Raw genomic sequence first — 18,278 nt, 5'->3', positions numbered from 1 at the left:
CTAAAGTCGCCTATCAGCACAAAGTTTCCGACAAGGAAACGTTGCGAGTTTGACGTAAGGCGCGGGTCGCAGACTTTGTCTTCTTACGCTATTTTCCTGTTCGCAGACCGTGCGCCGGAGGTCGCCTTATGCGGAAAAGCCAGCAGCCCCAATTCCGGAACGGGCTGATAACCGCCATAGCTTGGGAACTCGCAAACGGCAGCTTCGTCCCGCGACGTGTGAGTTCGCACATTTTCAGATTCTGCGCTCGCAGCGAACGGCGGCTCTGGCGGGCCGCAGTGCAGCATCGCGATCCCTGGTTCGAGGTCGGCTCAGGGCCGTTCTCGCCGGTGGAAGTTGTTTCTATTGCCCTGATGCTGCGTTGCGCCCGAGGCCAGCTATGAGCCCAACCTGTGAATTGGATATTCTCGCTGCGTGCGCTCGCAATATCGAGTATTCTGCGCAAGCGTAAATTTCCTCGATGCGGCGCAGCGTCGTTTCCGGCCATTCGTCCACAGCGCGGCAATTTTGAAGCAGCAGATTCACATGTTGCCGGACGGAGCGGTTCTCTGTTGGGGGATCGTCAAGTGCGGGTTCTATTGCCGTTCGGGGTCCTGGTTCTCTACGAAGTCGGTGTTTCCGCTTCCTGATGGCGTCCGGGAGCTGACCAGCCAGAATGTCATTCGCGAAGTGAGCGTCACGCTCCTTCAGCCGCTTTTGACTGGCTTGATCCGCCGCCGTCCAGAAGGACGCTGAACCCGCCCTGTCTCTTGTGGGCCGGATCTCAGTTGGTTGTCAGGTGATAAGTTCCTTTTAAGGTTCAAAGGCTGTCTGGTCGCGCCAGATGCACATCATGACGACGGCGAGCTTTCGGGATGCCGCCACTGCGGCTTTCTTGAAGCCCTTCCGATTTTGCAGCCTCTAGGCCCAAGCGCGCAGCTGTGATGGCTTTCTGACCTGGGTGATTAGGCTGGTAGCTGCGAAGTAGGGCAGTCTTCGCAGATCACGATCTCCGCATCTTGATATCCGGCCGGACCAGTCCATGTCTCCGGATTGGTGCCGCCGCGGCGTGAGGCCGAGAAAGGCGCCGACGTCCCTCGATCTCCGGAAACGCTCCGCATCGTCGAGGGTAGCGATAAAGGAGAGCGCGACGACAGGCCCAACCCCCGGGACGGTCATGAGGCGGCGGGCAAGGCCGCTTTAGCTTGCGAAGAGCCTGAGATCGGTGTCCATCGCTTCCGCGGCCGCACACAGGGTTCTGTGGATCGGAATGAATATGTCAGCCATCACGCCGAGCGCCGGGTTGGTCTGGCCTGCCCCGGCGAGTTGGTCGCGGAAGCCCTGCCGCAGGTTTGCACGGCCTACTGAACCCATGCAGACCCCGAAAACCTTCAGCACGCCTCGAACATGCGCTTCAAGGTCCTTGCGCATCCTGATCAGACGCTCCCGTGCGCCAATGAGCACGCGAACCCGCTCCGACGCCTCGCTTCTGATGTAAACCCGGCTGAACCAGCCGGTGCGGGCCAGATGCGCCAGCCCTTCGGCATCATCGGTATCGGACTTGTTGATACCGCCCATACAGCGCCTTGTCCGTCAGGCGGGCATCAATGCAGATGATCGGAAGGCCGCGTTTCTCCAGCTCGCGGGTGAGCCAGATGGCCAGGATGCCACTCTCATGCACCACTCGCTCGGGCTTGGCGGAATGTTCGGAAATAAACGATGCAATCTCGTCCAGATCCGAACTGGTTTCGCCGCGCGCCAGCACCTCGACATCTTCATCGACAACGCAGATCGACACGGATTTGACGGACACGTCCAGACCAACATAATGCAACATGGTCGTTCTCCTTCACGGCTGGCTTTTGCTGAGGCCGATCTTATCGGACCTCGTTCGCCCTGGGAGAGCGGCCGCCGCAAACACACCATGTCATTCGATAGGATGTGCAGCATCGGTAATGAGGGCTCTGGGACTAAGCCGCTCCCGCGGCATGGGCGCGTGATGCTGATGTGACGATCTAGCCTTCCTTAGCCCGACACTTGTGAAGTTCGAAGGTACGTGAATTTTGGACATTACCATTTTCTGAGCACCATCGAGCAAGCTACTGAGCGAAGTAGCGCTTGAACATCACAGTCAGAAACCCAGATTAGCATTGCATCTCGTTTGAGAACCAACCGATGACCTTGTCCAATGCATCGCTGTTGTTCGCGTTTCTGTTTCTAAAGAGCTGATAAAAATTCCCCGTTTCAATTTTTGCCGGGAAAGCTGGTACTAGCAGTTCATGATCCACGAGCTGCCGCACGATGTGTTCCCAGCCCAATGCCACACCTTCACCGGCAAGTGCCGCTTGTAAAACAACGGAGTAGTCGCTGAAAGTTATTTCCCGGCTGACCGACGGTAATTTCATCTCCGCCATCTGCAGAAAGTCGTTCCAGGATACGCGTGGGTTTGCAAAATGAATCAGCGTATGACCGCCCTGGAAGAGATTTTCTTCAGGTTGATTGAAATTGGCATAGTACTTGGGTGAACACACGGGCAAAATTGCTTCCTTTGCAAACTCGTTAATCACCGGGACCGCGCTACACGTCCCCTCAAGGCGCACGCCTAAATCGGCTGACCCCAGTTCACCAACCGGTTCTCCGCTCAGTATTTGAAATCGGAGTTCGATTTCAGGGTGCTTTGCCGCCAGGCCACCGATCCTGGGAATCAGCCAATGTGTGACGAAGGCCGAAGAAGCCGACAAAAGGACGACCTGTTGGCCCTGCATGTCCTTTTGGATTTCTTCAATGGCTTTGGTGATTTCGTCAAAGCTCTTGTTTACCACGTCGAACAGGTGTTGCCCGTGTTGTGTGAGCGTTACCCCTTTGGGTGAGCGTTTGAACAGCTTAAATGCCAGTTGTTGTTCGGTTTTCTTGACCAGCCGGCTGACAGCCGCCTGTGTAACGCCAAGGCTTTCCGCCGCTTCTGAGAAGTTCTCGTAAGTAGCGGCTGCTGCAAATGTGCGCAGCTGGCTTCCTGATGGGATTTTTTTAAACGAGCCAGTCATGACTTATTGTAACATCATTCCGATCATTTGTGGAGTTGCTTTTTATGCGGCCTGAGCCTCTTCTACTTAAAAATTCTGCCTTCTAGCAGGATTCTTTGCATTCAACGGGAGGATGGAATGGGTTCCAAAAAAGTAACGCTCAACTCAGCGGAAGAAGCTGTCGTTAAGAAAATTCTGGCTGAGGAGGGCCAGATGTCGCGCCGCACAGCGATGAGCTGGCTCGGTGCAATGGGCATCACTGCGGCAACTGCGGGCACTTTGATCAGCACCGCGGGGCGGGCTCTCGCAATGACACCCCAAAAAGGTGGGCGTCTACGGGTCGCCGGCCATTCGACCAGCGCCGCGGACACATTGAACCCCGCGCACGTCAATCTGAGCACAGACTATGCCCGCGCGCACATGTTTTACAACGGGTTGACCCGGATTGATGAAAATGCCGAAGCCCAGCCTGAGCTGGCTGAGTCTTTCGAGCCAGGCAAAGATGCCAGCGAATGGATATTTACGCTTCGTGATGGCCTGACATTCCATAACGGAAAAACCGTCACAACTGATGACGTGATTTTCTCGATCATGCGCCACAAGGACGAAGCCGTCGGTTCAGGCGCCAAAGCGCTGGCGGATCAGATATCCGAAGTCGCTGCCGATGGCCCCAACAAAGTGATTGTCCGCTTGCATGCCCCGAATAGCGATCTTCCGGTCATGCTTGGAACATTCCACTTTATGATCATCCCAGATGGCACCACAGAATTTGCAACCGCTATCGGCACAGGCCCCTTTACAGTGGGAGAGTTCACGCCCGGCGTACGCTCGATTGCCTTGCGCAATGAAAACTACTTCAAAGACAATCGCCCCTACGTTGACGAGATCGAGTTTTTCGGCATCGCGGACGACAGCGCGCGGATCAACGCGCTTTACACTGGTGATGTCCACATGATCAGCCAGATCAAGGCGACCGCCGCCAAGGAAATTGATGCCAGAGAGGGTGTCGAGGTCATCCGAACCGGCGCGCCGCGCTTTTCGCAGCTGGTGATGGACAACTCCATCTCGCCAATGGACAACAAGCACCTGCGGTTGGCGATCAAGTATCTGATTGATCGCGAGCGGTTGCTGAAAACGGTGGCGCAGGGGTATGGCCAATTGGGGAACGATCACCCGATCGCGCCCTCCAGCCCGCTGTACAACGGTGAAATCGAACAGCACATGCTGGATCACGATAAGGCGAAATTCCACCTCAGAGAGGCCGGAATGGATGGTGCCACACTGGAACTGCATGTCAGCGACGCGGCGGCTAACTCGATCGAGACTGGCCAGTTCCTGCAACGTGAAGCGGCGCAGATTGGCCTGAACATTGACCTCAAGCGTGAACCGCGCGATGGCTATTGGAGCAATATCTGGCTCAACCGCGGTTTCTATGGCGGAGAATGGAATGCGCGTCCGACCTATGACATGATCCTGTCACTGGCCTGGACGTCTACGGCCAAATGGAATGAAACCAAGGTTCAGCATCCGCAATTGGATGGTCTGATCGCAGAGGGCCGTGTGACGGTGGATGCTGCAAAGCGCAAGCAGATCTACGGCGATGTCCAGAAGATCATCTCGGAAGATGGTGGCAACGCAATTCCGATGTTCATCGACTATCTGGATGCGCGTTCCAGCAAGTTGAAGGGCCTGACACCAGTGCCAACCGGCGGCATGGGCGGTTTCAACTTTGCCGACTCAGTCTGGCTGGAAAGCTGAATTCTCCCTGAAACTTGGGGCCTTCGCGGAAGATGAAGGCCCCTTTTTTTCCTTGATCGGGGAACCTGAATGCTAGACATGATTGCAAAGCGTGTAGGCGTGGGAATTCTGACCCTTTGGCTGGTCACAATTCTTGTTTTTCTTGGAACGGAAATCCTTCCTGGTGACGTTGCTCAAGCCATTCTGGGGCAATCCGCCACGCCGGAAACAGTGGCGGGGCTACGGGAAGCGCTGGGTCTAGACCGGCCAGCTTATGTTCGTTACTTTGAATGGCTTGGCGGTTTCGTCACAGGTGATATGGGAACGTCGCTCGCCAGCAGCGCAGATATCTCTTTTCTGATTGCCGAAAGACTGTCGAACACTTTGCTTCTGGCAGGTGTGGCGGCGATCATCGTTGTACCTATTTCTGTTTGCCTCGGGCTGTTGGCGGCCATGTATCCTGAAAGCCTGTTTGACAGGTTCATTTCAGTTGGCACGCTGTTTCTTGTCGCAACACCGGAATTCCTCTTGGGTACGCTTCTGGTGATATTCTTCGCGGTCAGATTACAGTGGTTTCCCGCCGTTGCCTATGTCACGGAATTCAATTCACTTGGCCATTTCTTTAGCACAATGGCACTGCCAATTCTGACCTTGGCCGCAGCTCTTACCGCTCAGATGACGCGGATGACGCGGGCCACAATCGTCAATATCCTTGGCTCCAGCTACATTGAAATGGCACTTCTCAAAGGCGTGCGTCGCTGGCGGATGATTTTTGTTCACTCGCTACGCAACGCGATCGGCCCCATTGCCAACGTCGTCGCGCTGAACCTCGCGTATTTGATAAGCGGTGTGGTCATAACCGAGACAATATTTGCTTATCCGGGGTTGGCCAAGCTGATCGTCGATGCGGTCGCAACCCGGGATTTCCCGGTGGTTCAAGCCTGCGCCATGGTGTTTTGCGCCGCCTACATCATTTTCATGCTGCTGGCGGACATTATTGCAATTGTTTCGAATCCTCGGCTTCGCAACCCAAAGACTTGAGAGGTTGGTTTCATGGCCAATGCCGCACGTGGAGATGCTCTCCCCAAACGTAGACTGGAACTGACATTCATGGGCTGGGCAGGTGCTTCGGTCGTGGTTTTCTGGGTATTCGTTGCAATTTTCGCCGACTTTATCGCCCCATATGATCCAAACGACTTTCCATCATATGAAAGCTATCTGAACCCAACATCTGAATACTGGTTCGGTACCGACTATCTGGGACGCGATGTGCTTTCAAGGGTGATCCATGGTACACGTCTGACCCTGGGAATGGCCTTTGCCGCAACGCTTTTGGCCTCCTTTATCGGGACGTCTCTGGGCGTGTTTGCGGTGGTCAAAGGTGGCTGGACAGAAGCGATAATCAGCCGGATCAACGACGCGCTTCTGTCTTTTCCGACCATTATGATGGGTCTGGTTCTGATTGCCGCGCTTGGCTCTTCCGTCACAATCCTGATCGGGGCAACGGGTGTGATTTATGCCTCCAGCGTGTACCGGATCGCTCGGGCGCTGGCGATGGATGTCAATCAACTGGACTATATAGAAGTTGCACGTGCCAGAGGTGAAAGTACATCTTGGCTGTTGTTCCACGAAATCCTTCCTAGCATCGTCGTGCCCATGGTCGTGGATTTCGGCATTCGGTTGTCATTTGCCATCCTGTTCATGAGCGGCCTCAGCTTTCTCGGCCTGGGCGTGCAGCCCCCGCTAGCGGACTGGGGAGGAATGGTTCGGGAAAACATGGGCGCCTTGAACGCGGGCGGCTGGACCCCGGTGTTTCCTGCGCTTGCCATCGCGTCGCTGACCATTGGTCTCAACCTGATCGTCGATGACTACGCCGCCGGTGGCGGACGTGGTTTTGCCAAGAGGATGATCTGATGAACGCATTGCTAAAGATCCGCGGGCTTCAGATCGAAGTCGAAAAACCTGCCCGGCCCAATATGGAACCGATCGTTCAAAACATTGATCTGGACATCATGCCGGGCGAGGTGGTGGCGCTGGTCGGTGAATCCGGATCGGGCAAGACGACAATCTCCTTGTCAGCGATGGGATACACCAAACCGGGCCTGAAAATCTCGCAAGGGACGGTGACTCTGGGTGATACGGACATTCGAGCCCTCGAAGGCCAGGCCCTTCGGGAACTGCGTGGCGATCGGGTGTGCTACGTGGCCCAAAGTGCAGCTGCCGGTTTCAATCCAGCGATGACAATTACTGATCAGGTTATCGAACCGGTCCTGGAACACAACAAGATGCCCGCTTCCACGGCCGGAGCGCGCGCGCTTGATCTGTATCAGCAGTTGAATCTGCCGCACGCGAACACAATAGGCCAACGATATCCCCACCAAGTTTCCGGAGGGCAATTGCAGCGATTGATGGCGGCGATGGCGATGTGCAGTGGGCCCGAGCTGATCCTGCTGGATGAGCCAACCACGGCGCTTGACGTCACGACGCAGATCGAGGTTCTGAAGTCCTTCAAAAACCTCATTCGAAAAAGCGGATCTGCAGCGATTTATGTCAGTCATGATCTTGCCGTTGTGGCCCAGATCGCCGACCGCGTGGTTGTTCTTTTGAACGGAGAAATCCAGGAACAAGGACCTGTCGCAGAGGTTTTGCTGAACCCGCAAGATGATTACACCAAAGTGCTGATGAGCGCTGCCGACCCGGAACTGTCCCTGAACAAGCGAAGAGACAAAGCCGAGATTAAAGACACCACAACAGAAGACAAAGTCCTGGTTGAAATCACGGATGTCCTTGCTGGATATGGCCCGATTAACTCTGAAGGGCTGCCCGCCATTCCGGTTCTGAAGAACATCAACTTGAACATCCGCAAAGGTTCGGTCGTCGGCGTCATTGGCGAAAGCGGATCGGGAAAAACCACGTTGGCCCGGTCGTTGGCTGGCCTGCTTCCCTGGGCACAGGGCGATATGAAACTGAACGGCGTGTCTTTGAAAAAAACTGTCCGGGAACGAAGCCTGGACGAGTTGCGCAAGGTTCAAATGGTGTTCCAGTCAGCGGATGTTTCGCTGAACCCTAACCATACAATCGGCAAGATCCTTGGCCGCCCGATTTCGTATTTTCAGGGGCTTAAAGGCAGTGCCAACCGTAAGGCCGTCGAAGAACTGCTGGATCTTGTCCAACTGCCGCCTGGGTTTGCCAACAGAAAACCGGGGGAGCTGTCCGGCGGGCAAAAACAACGGATAAATCTGGCGCGTGCGCTTGCAGCCAAACCCGAGATTGTATTGTGCGACGAGGTCACCTCGGCCCTAGATGCGGTCGTCCGGGAAGCCGTGATTGATCTGATCCGTGAACTGAGTGAACGCTTGGGCTTGTCCTTCATGTTTGTTACCCACGACATTTCGACAGTCGCCGCTCTCTGCGAAGAAGTGGTCGTGATGTATCATGGCGAGATCGTCGAAGCAGGCAAGACGGCTGAAATTCTTCACGATCCGCAGCACCCCTACACCAAGGTTCTCATGGCGTCTGTTCCGCGTCTCCGGCCCGGTTGGCTGGAAGACGCGATCGATGAGCGGAGCGCTATCCTGGAAACCGCCAAAGATCTTGAGATCGCAGACTAACTATCAAACTGAGTAGAGAAATGAACGGTCAATCCCGGCGAAAAAGAAACACGCGTCGAGGACGCGGAGACGGCAACCTGAAAACTCAGGTACAGAAAGCTGCGGCATATATTGCGCGCAAAACACCTTATTGGGAGGTTTTGGACAACGAAGCGCTCACCCAGATTGAGGAGGCTGCTGACACCCTCTTATGGGAAATTGGCATGGAGTTCAGGGACGACACCGAAGTCCTGGGGATCTGGAAGAATGCCGGGGCCGAAGTTGATGGTGAAAGGGTTAGATTTCCAAAGGGAATGCTGCGTGGTCTTGTTCAGGCCACGGCACCGTCAGAATTTGTTCAACATGCCCGAAATCCTGAGAAGTCCGTCTGGGTCGGGGGTAAGAACACTGTCCTTGTCCCCTGTTACGGACCTCCGTTCGTCATGTCCCAGGACGAACCGCGGCGCTACGCACAGATCAAGGATTTGCAGAATTTCGTCAAGCTCGCTTACATGTCCCCGTCATTGCACCATTCGGGGGGCGTGATTTGTGAACCGACCGACATTCCGGTGTCTCATCGTCATCTTGATACCCTCTATGCGCACATAAAGTATTCCGACAAAGCTTTCATGGGGGCAGTGACCGCCGGAAGCCGCGCTGAAGACAGTCTTGAGATGATCAGGATCCTTCACGGCGACAATTTTGACGCAAGCAAATGTTACCTGACCAGCATCATCAACGTGAACTCACCCCTGATCATGGACGATACGATGCTGGCGGCGCTGAAGATCTATGCGCGGGCCGGGCAGGCAGTTGCAATCACGCCCTTTCTGATTGCGGGGGCGACGGGACCATCCACGATTGCGGCCAATCTTGTGCAGGGGCTGGCAGAATCGATGGCCGGAGCCGCGCTTACTCAGCTCATCAACCCCGGCACACCAGTTCTAGCCGGGTTTCTGTCATCGGCCATGAACATGCGTTCGGGCGCCCCGTCTCGCGGACCGGAACCTATGCTGGCCATAGTCGGCATAGCACAGCTGTTTCGCAGGTTGGGCATTCCTATGCGGGGTGGCGGGTCTTATTCAACTTCCAAGCTGCCGGATGCCCAATCCGGGCAGGAGGCCATGAGTTTCCTGATGGCCTCAGCGCAGGCCGGTTCGAATTTCGTCATCCACGCGGCGGGCTCCTATGAAGGAGGATTATGCACGTCTTATGAGAAATTCGTGATGGATGCGGACAACGCCGCCATTCTTCAACGAATGTTGGAAGGTATCAGGATCGACGATGAAGAGCTGGGTCTGGACGCCTTTCGCGAAGTGGGAATTGGCAACCACTTCCTAGGATCGGCCCACACGATGGCGCGGTACAAGGATGTGTTTCTGGAGTCGTCGATTTCAAACTCACAATCGTTCGAGCAATGGACGGATGAAGGCGGAAAAGATGCCGCTACCCGTGCCAATGGATTGTGGAAATCCATGTTGAATGACTATGAGGCACCTCACTTGGATCTAGAAGTGGATGAGGCGCTTTGCGAATTCATCGCCCGCCGTAAAACCCAAATTCCCGAAGCGATGGAATAGATGCCGTGACACAGGATAATGTTATGGTTCGCGATCCTTTGCTCAAGCCGATGCAGCTAGGGCACTTGACGCTGAAAAACCGGATCATTTCGACAAGCCATGCGATTTCGTACGCCGAGAACGGGCGGCCAGGTGAACGCTATCAACTGTACCACGAGGCGAAGGCCAAAGGTGGGTTGGCGCTGACGATGTTTGGAGGTGCTTCGAACATTGCGCCGGATTCACCTCCTATGTTCGGTCAGCTCGACCTGTCGAATGACGCCATTATTCCGGATTTCCAACGCTTTGCGGAACGGTTGCACGCACATGAGACGGCGCTCATGTGCCAGATCACCCATATGGGTCGGCGCACTTCGTCGTTCGGCGGCAACTGGCTGCCGACAATTGCGCCGTCGCGAAGCCGCGAAGAGATGAGCCGGACATTCGCCAGGGAAATGACGACGGAAGACATCGACCGTGTGGTCAATGCTTTTGGCGACGCGGCATGGCGCTGCAAAGAAGGTGGCCTTGATGGGTGCGAGTTGCTGGCGACCGGGCATCTTGTAGATCAGTTCTGGTCGCGCCACACAAACTTGCGCGAAGACGATTTTGGTGGCTCGGTCATAAACCGGGCGCGGTTCGGCCGTCTTGTTCTGGAAGAGATGCGCCGGCGCACAGGGAACGATTTTGTCATCAGTCTGCGCATGCCGATGGAAGAGGGTTTTGAAGGTGGCTTGACCCAGGATGAATGCCTTGAAATTGCGCGCCTCTACCGCGATGCCGGGCTGGTCGATATCCTCGGTGTCGTTCACGGGCACCTGGACACCTATAAGGGTCTGGCGGACTACATGCCCGGTATGGCACGTCCCATTGCTCCGTTCCTTGAAATGGCAGGAACGTTTCGGCGCGAAGTCGACATGCCGGTGTTTCATGCGACCCGGATCACCGATATTGCCACCGCTCGCTATGCCATCCGCGATGGCCTGATCGATCTTGTTGGGATAACCCGTGGCCATATTGCCGACCCAAACATCGTCAAAAAGATTGCGTCCGGTCAAGAAGACCGCATTCGCCCCTGTGTCGGGGCCACCTATTGTTCGACCTATCGTCAATGCATCCACAACGTCTCCACTGGGCGGGAAAAATTCATGCCGCATGATGTTCCGCGAAGCACCGGGCGCAAGAAAAAGGTTGTTGTTGTGGGCGGCGGTCCCGGTGGGATGGAGGCAGCGCGCGTTTCGGCCGAGCGCGGACATGATGTGATCTTGTTCGAAGCGGCAGATCGGTTGGGCGGTCAGGTTCAGCTTGCTGCCAAAGCATCCTGGCGGCGGGATCTGATTGGCATCACAGACTGGCTGGCTGCCGAGATTGACAGACTGGGCGTTGACCAGCGTCTGAATAGTTTCGCAGAAGCGGATGACATTCTTGCCGAAGAACCGGATGTCGTTTTTGTCGCAACCGGCGGTATCCCCCAGGGTAGCGACGCCGACATCTCAGCGCCGGTTCTGTCGACCTGGGATGTGCTCGCCAACCCTGATGTAGTATCCGGCACCGTGTTGATCGTTGATAATCTGGGACGGCAGCATGCACCATCTTGTGCCGATCATCTGGGATCGCGTGGTGTCACTGTCCATTTGGTTACGCCCGACTCGGCTGCCGCGTATGAAACCGGCAAGGTCGAACGCCCGCATTTCATGGAGCGCCTCTATCAGCACAATGTGCGGATTACGGTAGATCATCGCCTGGTCAGTGCTAGGCGAGATGGCAATCGCGTCACCGCCCAGTTTGAGAATATCCTTGCTGGAGACACCTGCGAATTTAGCGCAGACCATCTGATCATCGAAAACGGTACATTCCCGAATGACGAACTGTTTGCAGAATTGAGAGATCAGTCGGTCAATCGGGGTGTGACTCACATCGAAAGCGCCATTGCGGCAGCCCCGCAGCCAGGCGCAGACAACGAAAGAGGGTTTCAGCTGTTTGCTATCGGCGATGCGGTTTCGTGTCGCGACATCCACACGGCCATGCTGGATGCCATGCGCATCAGCCTCGCTCTCTGACGCAGAAAGCCCAACCTATGACGACTACTCTTTCTTGCGGTGAAGCGCTGGTTGATCTGCTTGCGGATTATGCTTTTGATACAGTGTTCGGTATTCCCGGCACCCATGCGGTGGAACTCTATCGCGGCCTGCAGGACGGCAAGATGCGCCATATCCTTGCCCGCCACGAACAGGGGGCGGGTTTCATGGCCGATGGGTATGCGCGGATCAGCGGCAAGCCGGGCCTATGTTTTCTGATCACGGGACCCGGCCTGACAAATGCCTCGACCGCGATTGCCCAGGCCTATTCGGATTCGGTTCCGATGCTGGTGGTCAGCTCCGTGAATGAAAGCTGGTCCCTGGGTAAAAAATGGGGGCGTCTGCACGAAACCACAGATCAGCGAGCGTTGTCGCGACCCATTACTGCGGCAGGCGGAACGGCGTTGAAGCCCTCAGATATTCCAAATCTGATTGCAGATGCAATCGGGATGATTCAGGGGGGGCGTCCGCGGCCGGCCCATGTCGAAATCCCGCTGGACGTCTTTGCTCAGACTGTAAGCGAGCGCTGGTGTGCCCGTGCGCCGGTTGCACCCGCCACGGCAAACCGCGCAGATATGGACAAGGCGGCCGTATGCCTCAAGGAAGCCAAGCGCCCTGCCATCATCGTTGGGGGCGGTGCGAAAGCCGCCGGTAGCGACGTACTACGGCTGTCAGAAACTTTGTCTGCGCCTGTCGTCACAACCATCGCTGCCAAAGGGGCGGTCCCTCACGCCTACCCGCTCAATCTCGGCGCGACATTATCGGTCCCCCATACGCAGGAATTGCTGAATGAGTGCGACGTGATCCTGGTTCTTGGCAGTGACCTGGCACAAACGGATATTTGGAGTGATGATTTCGCGTTCAAAGGTCTATTGATCCGGGCGGATATTGATCGACAGGAACTAGAGGACAACTATGGCGCGGACATTGCACTCCATGGTGATGCCGGGCAGGTGGCAGCCCATCTGGCGGGCGCCCTAAGCGACCACTCTTCCGGAGCATTGAAGTTTGAAGTGACGTCGCGAGTCGCCTCCTGTCTGCAAGAACAGATGGACAGCCTGACGGTCAAACAAAGCGCACATATGGCGTTTCTGAAACACCTGCGCGATACCCTGCCCGCAGACACCATCGTTGCCGGAGACATGGCGCAGGTTGTTTATACCGCCAACCGTTACTTGCCGTTCGACCGTCCTGGGTGCTTTTTGCAGCCAACGGGCTACGGCACGCTTGGGTATGCGTTACCCGCGGCCCTTGGCGCTCGCGTCGCTGACCCGGATCGCCCCATTGTCGCCATTGCCGGCGACTACGGGGCGATGTTCACAATTCAGGAAATGGCGACGGCGGTTCAGGAAAATCTGCCTATCGTATACATTATCTGGAACAACGCGGCACTGGGGCAAATCCGCGATGACATGACCGGCGCTAATGTGCGTCCAGTCGGCGTAGAGGCCACGCCGCCTGATTTCGTGACGCTTGCCAAATCCTTCGGGTGGACCTCTGAGCGCGTTAAACATGCTTCGGAAGTGCCGGATGCCCTTCGAGATGCACTGAACGCAGATGGCCCTGCTCTGATCGAAATCCCCGAAACGGTTTATTTCGAAGCCCTGTCAGACACCGGGAGAACCGGAGCATGAAATTGACAAAACTTGCGGACCGTATCGCGGATCAGGGGGCAGCGGCTTGGGATATCCACATGCAGGCCAAACACGCGAAGGCAAGCGGCGAAGACGTGATTGTCATGAGCGTTGGCGACAATGACATCGACACCGATCCGGCAGTTGTAGAAACAGCCTGCTCGGCAATGCAAAGCGGGGCCACGCATTACGTCGAACCACGGGGAATTTTTCCTCTTAGGAAGGCCGTGGCGGAGCATCTTTCAAACGCGTCAGGTGTTGCATGCACAGCCAATAGCGTCACGATCACCGCCGGCACGCAGAATGCATTGTTCATGGCCAGCGCTCTTTTGCTTGAGGTCGGTGACGAAGTAATCGTGGCCGATCCGATGTATGTCACCTATGGGGCGACGCTAGGCGCCTTTGGCGCCCGGATCGTTCGTCTGCCCTGCCCGGCAGAGCTGGGATTTCAACCCGATGTGGGGCAACTAGATGCGCTTGTTACAAAAAAAACCAAGGCAATCTTCTTTGCTTCCCCGGTTAATCCAACCGGCACCGTGTTTTCCTGTGAAGTTCTAGAAGCGATAGCCGACGTCGCCATTAGGCACGATCTGTGGGTTGTCGCCGACGAGGTGTACCGCCTGCTTGCCTATGACGAGGATCCTGTGCCGATGATGTCGCTGCCTGGAATGGTCGAACGTTGCATTACAATCGGTAGCCTTTCCAAGTCGCATTCGATGTCAGGCTGGCGCATCGGTTGGGCGTGCGGGCCGGAGACCTTCAGCAACAGCGCGTCAGCTCTGTCGCTGGCCATGACCTACGGCCTTCCCGGCTTCATCCAGCTGGCAGGCGTCAAGGCTATTGGGATGAATCCCAGCGTTTTGAAGGATCACTACCGGCATCTGCGCGACATTGCTGTTGAAATCCTCTCCGGTCAGGGAAATGCCAGTGTGCTGGCGCCGGAATCCGGTATGTTCATATTGCTGCCCGTTGCGCAGACCGGTCTGAGCGGAGACCAATTTGTCCGCAAACTATATGCGGAAACTGGCGTATCGGTGCTGAATGCTGAACTGTTCGGCCCAGAGCTCAAGGATATGGTTCGGGTCACCTTCGCCTTGGAAGAAAACGAACTAAGGCAAGGTCTCGGCCGTATTTGCAAGTTCCTCGCGGGCCTAACTCCAGCGTCAAACACGGCCCAAGCCTGCTAATTTTCCAGCCTGCCGCAAAAGGGAAAGCTCATGTCAAATGGCTGCATACTCGCCATCAACCCGGGATCAACGACCACCCGGTGTGCGCTTTACACCCTTGATTCGCGGGGAGTGCTTCTCAAAGCGGCGAAGACTATGGATCATGACGAAACAGTCATGGGTGCCTTCCGTTGCATTCCCGATCAGTTTTCATTCAGAATGAAATCGGTCCTGACATTCCTGAACGACCACTTGCAGGATGACCCAATCCTGGCTTGCGTGGGCCGTGGCGGAATGCTGACGCCGGTCCCGTCAGGCGTGATCGAAGTAAATGAGGAACTGGTCGATTTCTGCTTCAATCATCCTGTTTATCAACACGCCAGCAATCTGGGTGCTCCTTTGGCTCGGGAAATCGCCCAAAAACACAGGGTAAAAGCGTTTGTTGTAGACCCGGTCAGCGTCGATGAACTGCCCCCCGTTGCTCGTATTTCAGGTTTTGCAGACATATCGCGGTTTAGTTTTGTGCATGCGTTAAATGTTAGAGCCTGCGGCAGGCGTCTGGCGAGTGAAATAGGAAAACCTTTTGAGGAGCTTCGTGCAGTAGTCGCGCATCTCGGAGCCGGAATTTCTGTGGCCATGCTAATGGATGGCAGGATCGTCGACTCCTCCAACCGGATGGAGTGTTCGCCCTTCTCTCCAGAGCGTTCGGGCGGGTTGCCCCCTCTTCCGCTGATCGAGCTTTGCTACTCGGGAAAATACGAGAAGGCGGAACTTTTGGGCAAGCTCTACGGTCAAGGTGGGCTTTACGGATACCTGGGAACCAAAGATGTGCGCAAGGTCGAGGAAATGGTGGCGCAAGGCGACGAGCGCGCAAGATTGATCTACGATGCAATGCTTTATCAGATCAGCAAGGCAATCGGTGTCATGGCGGCGGTTGCAGATTTTGATCTGGATGGGATCGTTATCACGGGCGGAATGGCAAATAGCCGGACTGTCACAGGTTACTTAAGGAAGAAGACCGCCAAGCTCGCGCCCTGTTACATTTACCCCGGCAGCGACGAATGCTTGGCCTTGGCACAGGGGGCGGTACGTATTCTTTCCGGCAGCGAAACAGCAATGTCTTGGCCGGTGGAAAGGGCCTGATATGGCGCTAACCTCATTCACTCAGATCCGAGAGATCGCAGAAAAACATGGTCCTGTACGGATCGCCGTGGCTGGTGGCGATAGTGAAACTGTCTGTACCACCATCGTTAAGGCGATCGAGAGCGGACTGGTTTGTTATGCGATTGTCACCGTCAAACACGCCAGTGCCTATGTGCATGCCGCGAACAATGCGTGCAGAGGGAAAATGACGCTTGTTTCAGCGGATGACGATCAGATGTGCGCTCAGCTTGCAGTCCGCTCGGTCAGAACCGGCGAGGCCCAGATTTTGGTAAAAGGGCATGTCGACAGCCGTACCTACCTGAAAGCCATCGTAGACAAGCAGGATGGCATTCGCGGCACTGGCACCCTTTCAAATGTGACGGTTGCAGAAATGTCTTCGTACCCTAAATTGCTTGCCGCGACAGATAACGGGATCATTCCCGAACCTGACCTGGATCAAAAAAGGGCCATCGTCGCTAATGCCGTTGGTCTATTTGAACATCTTGGCTACCATACCGTTCGCGTTGCCGCGGTCTCTGCAAGTGAAAAGCCAAGCTCATCTGTCGCCGGATCGATTGATTTTGCTCAGATGGCAGAAAGCTACCGTGCGAACTGTTCGGCCGGTTTGTCTTTTGACGGCCCGTTTGGATATGACGTTGCCGTCAGCAAAAAGGCAGCACTAATCAAAAACCTGGGCGCCTCTGAAGTTGCCGGAAATGCCGACGTCCTTTTGTTTCCAAATATCACCTCGGCAAATTCAATAGTTAAGGCTTGGAAGCTGCACGGCAACGCGCAAACCGCCTCTCTGCTCCTAGGCGCTCAGGTTCCGGTGGTGCTGAACTCCCGCTCCGACGGGCCTGATAAACGGATACTGGCTATCACGTTGGCTGCGGCGACGTGGAAGCGCCAATCAAACGCAGATTTGCGGGTATGAAGAAACAAAATCGGTGCCGCCCGACCGTGAACTGCCGGCGCGCCAAACCTAGTACATCGATCTCCGGAGGGAAGCTGTGGCGAACTACTTAGAGAGGATTGTTTATCTCAATGGCACTTACTTGAAAGGGAAGGACGCACGGATTTCTGTATTCGATCGCGGGTTTCTGTTTGCAGATTCAGTTTATGAAGGTCTTGGTGTCTTGGACGGCCGTGCGTTCGACCAAGAAATGCATCTTGATCGGTTGAAAAGCTCTTTTCAAAAGCTGAATTTCAATAATCCGCATTCGGATGCGGAATACGCCGAGATTTTTGAGCAGCTTATTTCCAGAAATCAAGTGCAGCGTGGTTTCATCTACCTGCAGATTACACGGGGAGAAGCGGATCGCAATTTTGTCTATGGGCTTGATGTCAACCCGAATGTTCTGGCGTTCATTCAGCCACACGGGTCGGATGGACCTGATAAGGATCCTCTGTCAGTCACGATGCGGAGCCATATCGATCTACGATGGAAGCGCCGCGATATCAAAACCACGAATTTGTTGGGCCAGGTGATTGCAAAAGCGAACGCTCATGCTGCAGGTGATTATGAAGCCCTTCTGATTGACGACGAGGGGTTCGTAACTGAAGGCGGAGCGTCCAGTTTCTTTATTGTCAAAGGTGACCAGCTCTTTGCGCGGCCTGCGGACAACAACATTTTGCATGGCATAACACGTCGGGCGATGCTTCGTGTAGCAGATGAAATGGGGCTCGAATATGTGGTGCGCAAATTTCAGTTAGAGGAAGCCCTCGCCGCGGATGAAGCGATATTGACCGGATCATCAAGCTACATCCAGGCAGTAGTTCAGATCGATGGACAAAAAATCGGGACAGGCGAACCCGGTCGATTTACGCGTTTGCTTTATAAAGAATACCTTCGGCAGATACGACATGCAGCGCCACACAAATCGTCTTGAAATAGGAGGAGGCTCATCAGTGCTTAAAAAATGCCTTGCACATCGGTTGTCAGAGCGAATTCCGATACGGTTCCGTCCATGGGCAGCACTTCTGTTTGGAAAGGCTGAATTTGCTGGCTTCAACCAACATCTATTGCAACACCAAACACCTTGGCCACGCAGAAGCAGCTAAAAAATGCCACCGGTCTAGACTGTTCGCCAGACCTTTTGACACATATCTCGCCACTCAAATAGGCGTGTAAGGCTCGGAAATTACACGGCAACGCGCGACCAGCTTTTCTGGTTTCAGGCGCTCAGGTTCCATTGGAGTTGAACTCCCGTTCCGATGGGTTTGATTATCGGATGACGGCTATCACGCGAGCTGCGGCGATGTTGACGAGACAATCAGACGCAAGCCTGCGAATATCAAAAATCAAGGACGGCGTGGACCGGTCGTTTCTCAAGGAAGTGTATCAGTTAAGGGTTCGAAACAGACCAAAC

At 55.2% G+C, this 18,278-nt stretch carries 15 protein-coding genes; 11 read left to right on the top strand and 4 right to left on the bottom strand.

Annotated elements, in window-relative coordinates:
- Positions 1–900: 900 nt before the first annotated feature.
- The 4 genes from ACR0JI_RS17950 to ACR0JI_RS17935 form a co-directional block, all read right to left on the bottom strand.
- Positions 901–1,158: a transposase gene (locus tag ACR0JI_RS17950; protein ID WP_480495755.1), complete on the bottom strand. Its 258-nt coding sequence runs from the start codon at positions 1,156–1,158 to the stop codon at positions 901–903.
- A gap of 21 nt (positions 1,159–1,179) precedes the next feature.
- The gene (locus ACR0JI_RS17945) at positions 1,180–1,557 is read right to left on the bottom strand and encodes a hypothetical protein (RefSeq protein ID WP_480495757.1); all 378 of its coding nucleotides are present in this window, start codon (positions 1,555–1,557) and stop codon (positions 1,180–1,182) included.
- Complete coding sequence (locus tag ACR0JI_RS17940) at positions 1,526–1,816, bottom strand: hypothetical protein (protein ID WP_480495759.1); 291 nt, start codon at positions 1,814–1,816, stop codon at positions 1,526–1,528. The genes ACR0JI_RS17945 and ACR0JI_RS17940 overlap by 32 nt, the downstream gene beginning before the upstream one ends.
- A 307-nt stretch (positions 1,817–2,123) precedes the next feature.
- Positions 2,124–3,023: a LysR family transcriptional regulator gene (locus tag ACR0JI_RS17935; RefSeq protein ID WP_480495761.1), complete on the bottom strand. Its 900-nt coding sequence runs from the start codon at positions 3,021–3,023 to the stop codon at positions 2,124–2,126.
- Positions 3,024–3,140: 117 nt separating this feature from the next.
- Here ACR0JI_RS17935 and ACR0JI_RS17930 point away from each other — a divergent pair, with 117 nt between their 5' ends.
- From ACR0JI_RS17930 to ACR0JI_RS17880, 11 genes are all read left to right on the top strand, one after another.
- Positions 3,141–4,760 carry an ABC transporter substrate-binding protein gene (locus ACR0JI_RS17930; RefSeq protein WP_480495763.1) on the top strand — a complete coding sequence of 540 codons (1,620 nt, stop codon included), beginning with the start codon at positions 3,141–3,143 and terminating at the stop codon, positions 4,758–4,760.
- 69 nt (positions 4,761–4,829) lie between these two features.
- Entirely contained in the window at positions 4,830–5,780 is a 951-nt protein-coding gene (locus ACR0JI_RS17925) for an ABC transporter permease (RefSeq protein ID WP_480495765.1), read from the top strand.
- Positions 5,781–5,792: 12 nt separating this feature from the next.
- Positions 5,793–6,653, top strand: a complete 861-nt coding sequence (locus ACR0JI_RS17920) for an ABC transporter permease (RefSeq protein ID WP_480495767.1) — start codon at positions 5,793–5,795, stop codon at positions 6,651–6,653.
- Positions 6,653–8,350 carry an ABC transporter ATP-binding protein gene (locus ACR0JI_RS17915; protein WP_480495769.1) on the top strand — a complete coding sequence of 566 codons (1,698 nt, stop codon included), beginning with the start codon at positions 6,653–6,655 and terminating at the stop codon, positions 8,348–8,350. The genes ACR0JI_RS17920 and ACR0JI_RS17915 overlap by 1 nt, the downstream gene beginning before the upstream one ends.
- 20 nt (positions 8,351–8,370) lie before the next feature.
- Complete coding sequence (locus ACR0JI_RS17910; protein ID WP_480495770.1) at positions 8,371–9,909, top strand: trimethylamine methyltransferase family protein; 1,539 nt, start codon at positions 8,371–8,373, stop codon at positions 9,907–9,909.
- Between the two features lie 23 nt (positions 9,910–9,932).
- Complete coding sequence (locus ACR0JI_RS17905; protein ID WP_480495772.1) at positions 9,933–11,948, top strand: oxidoreductase; 2,016 nt, start codon at positions 9,933–9,935, stop codon at positions 11,946–11,948.
- A gap of 17 nt (positions 11,949–11,965) precedes the next feature.
- Positions 11,966–13,600: a 5-guanidino-2-oxopentanoate decarboxylase gene (locus ACR0JI_RS17900; RefSeq protein ID WP_480495774.1), complete on the top strand. Its 1,635-nt coding sequence runs from the start codon at positions 11,966–11,968 to the stop codon at positions 13,598–13,600.
- Between the two features lie 59 nt (positions 13,601–13,659).
- On the top strand, positions 13,660–14,787 hold the full coding sequence (locus ACR0JI_RS17895; protein ID WP_480495776.1) for a pyridoxal phosphate-dependent aminotransferase: 1,128 nt from the start codon (positions 13,660–13,662) through the stop codon (positions 14,785–14,787).
- A gap of 30 nt (positions 14,788–14,817) precedes the next feature.
- Positions 14,818–15,909, top strand: coding sequence for a butyrate kinase (gene buk, locus ACR0JI_RS17890; RefSeq protein ID WP_480495778.1), 1,092 nt, complete (start codon positions 14,818–14,820; stop codon positions 15,907–15,909).
- A 1-nt stretch (position 15,910) separates the two neighbouring features.
- A complete protein-coding gene (locus tag ACR0JI_RS17885) occupies positions 15,911–16,843 on the top strand; it encodes a phosphate acyltransferase (RefSeq protein ID WP_480495780.1) in 933 nt (310 codons plus the stop codon).
- 76 nt (positions 16,844–16,919) lie between these two features.
- Positions 16,920–17,798 carry an aminotransferase class IV gene (locus ACR0JI_RS17880; protein ID WP_480495782.1) on the top strand — a complete coding sequence of 293 codons (879 nt, stop codon included), beginning with the start codon at positions 16,920–16,922 and terminating at the stop codon, positions 17,796–17,798.
- Positions 17,799–18,278: the final 480 nt, after the last annotated feature.

Source organism: Ruegeria sp. N10 (genome assembly GCF_056531545.1).
The sequence above is the reverse complement of the archived record's forward strand: the minus strand, read 5'-3'. Positions and strand labels throughout refer to the sequence as shown.